2 tRNA genes and 1 rRNA gene are annotated in these 867 nt (G+C 61.5%); all 3 read right to left on the reverse strand.

Going from position 1 to position 867, the window contains the following annotated elements:
* Positions 1 to 210 precede the first annotated feature (210 nt).
* Positions 211 to 282, reverse strand: a tRNA-Ala gene (locus tag C487_RS17395).
* 251 nt (positions 283 to 533) lie between these two features.
* Positions 534 to 605 (reverse strand) — tRNA-Ala (locus C487_RS17400).
* 134 nt (positions 606 to 739) lie between these two features.
* Positions 740 to 867 (reverse strand): 16S ribosomal RNA (locus tag C487_RS17405); the annotation flags it as partial.

Below are 867 nucleotides of genomic sequence, written 5' to 3' on the forward strand. Positions count from 1 at the left end.
CNAGTGCGATCACGTAGTGACCCGGGAACGGGTCCAGTGGACGCCTGGACTACACGTACACACGGTCTCATTTGCACGCCGGTAGACGGCCGGCCTGCATTAACCCTTCCCACCCGCGTTTACACGGGGTGGTGCATCGGTTCGTTGTTCGGATTAGATCGAAGTTCCGTCTCCCACTTAAGGGACACGGTTCGATCGTCCTCCGAGACATGGACCCACAGGGATTCGAACCCTGGGCATCCTCCTTGCAAAGGAGGCACTCTACCACTGAGCTATGGGCCCACGTCCGCCCACAAGGGGCGGACAGGGGGTGACATGTTAGCCTTGGTAGTTCAAAGGTGCCCGATCGGCCAGACGTTGGTCGATCGAACGTGAACTGCAAAGGTGGGCCAGGCGCGGCGGCCTGGTCCCGGTCTGTGGAGGTGATCCAGCCGCAGATTCCCCTACGGCTACCTTGTTACGACTTAAGCCCCCTTGCGGAGCCCAGATTCGACCGACGTTGCGTCGGCCTCATCCCGACCCCACNCGAGACATGGACCCACAGGGATTCGAACCCTGGGCATCCTCCTTGCAAAGGAGGCACTCTACCACTGAGCTATGGGCCCACGTCCGCCCAGAAGGGCGGACAGGGAGTGACACGTTAGCCTTGGTAGTTCAAAGGTGCCCGATCGGCCAGACGTTGGTCGATCGAACGTGAACTGCAAAGGTGGGCCAGGCACGACGGCCTGGTCCCGGTCTGTGGAGGTGATCCAGCCGCAGATTCCCCTACGGCTACCTTGTTACGACTTAAGCCCCCTTGCGGAGCCCAGATTCGACCGACGTTGCGTCGGCCTCATCCGGACCCCACTCGGGTGCTTTGACGGGCGG

The sequence above is a fragment of the Natrinema pallidum DSM 3751 genome, assembly GCF_000337615.1.
Lineage (GTDB): Archaea > Halobacteriota > Halobacteria > Halobacteriales > Natrialbaceae > Natrinema > Natrinema pallidum.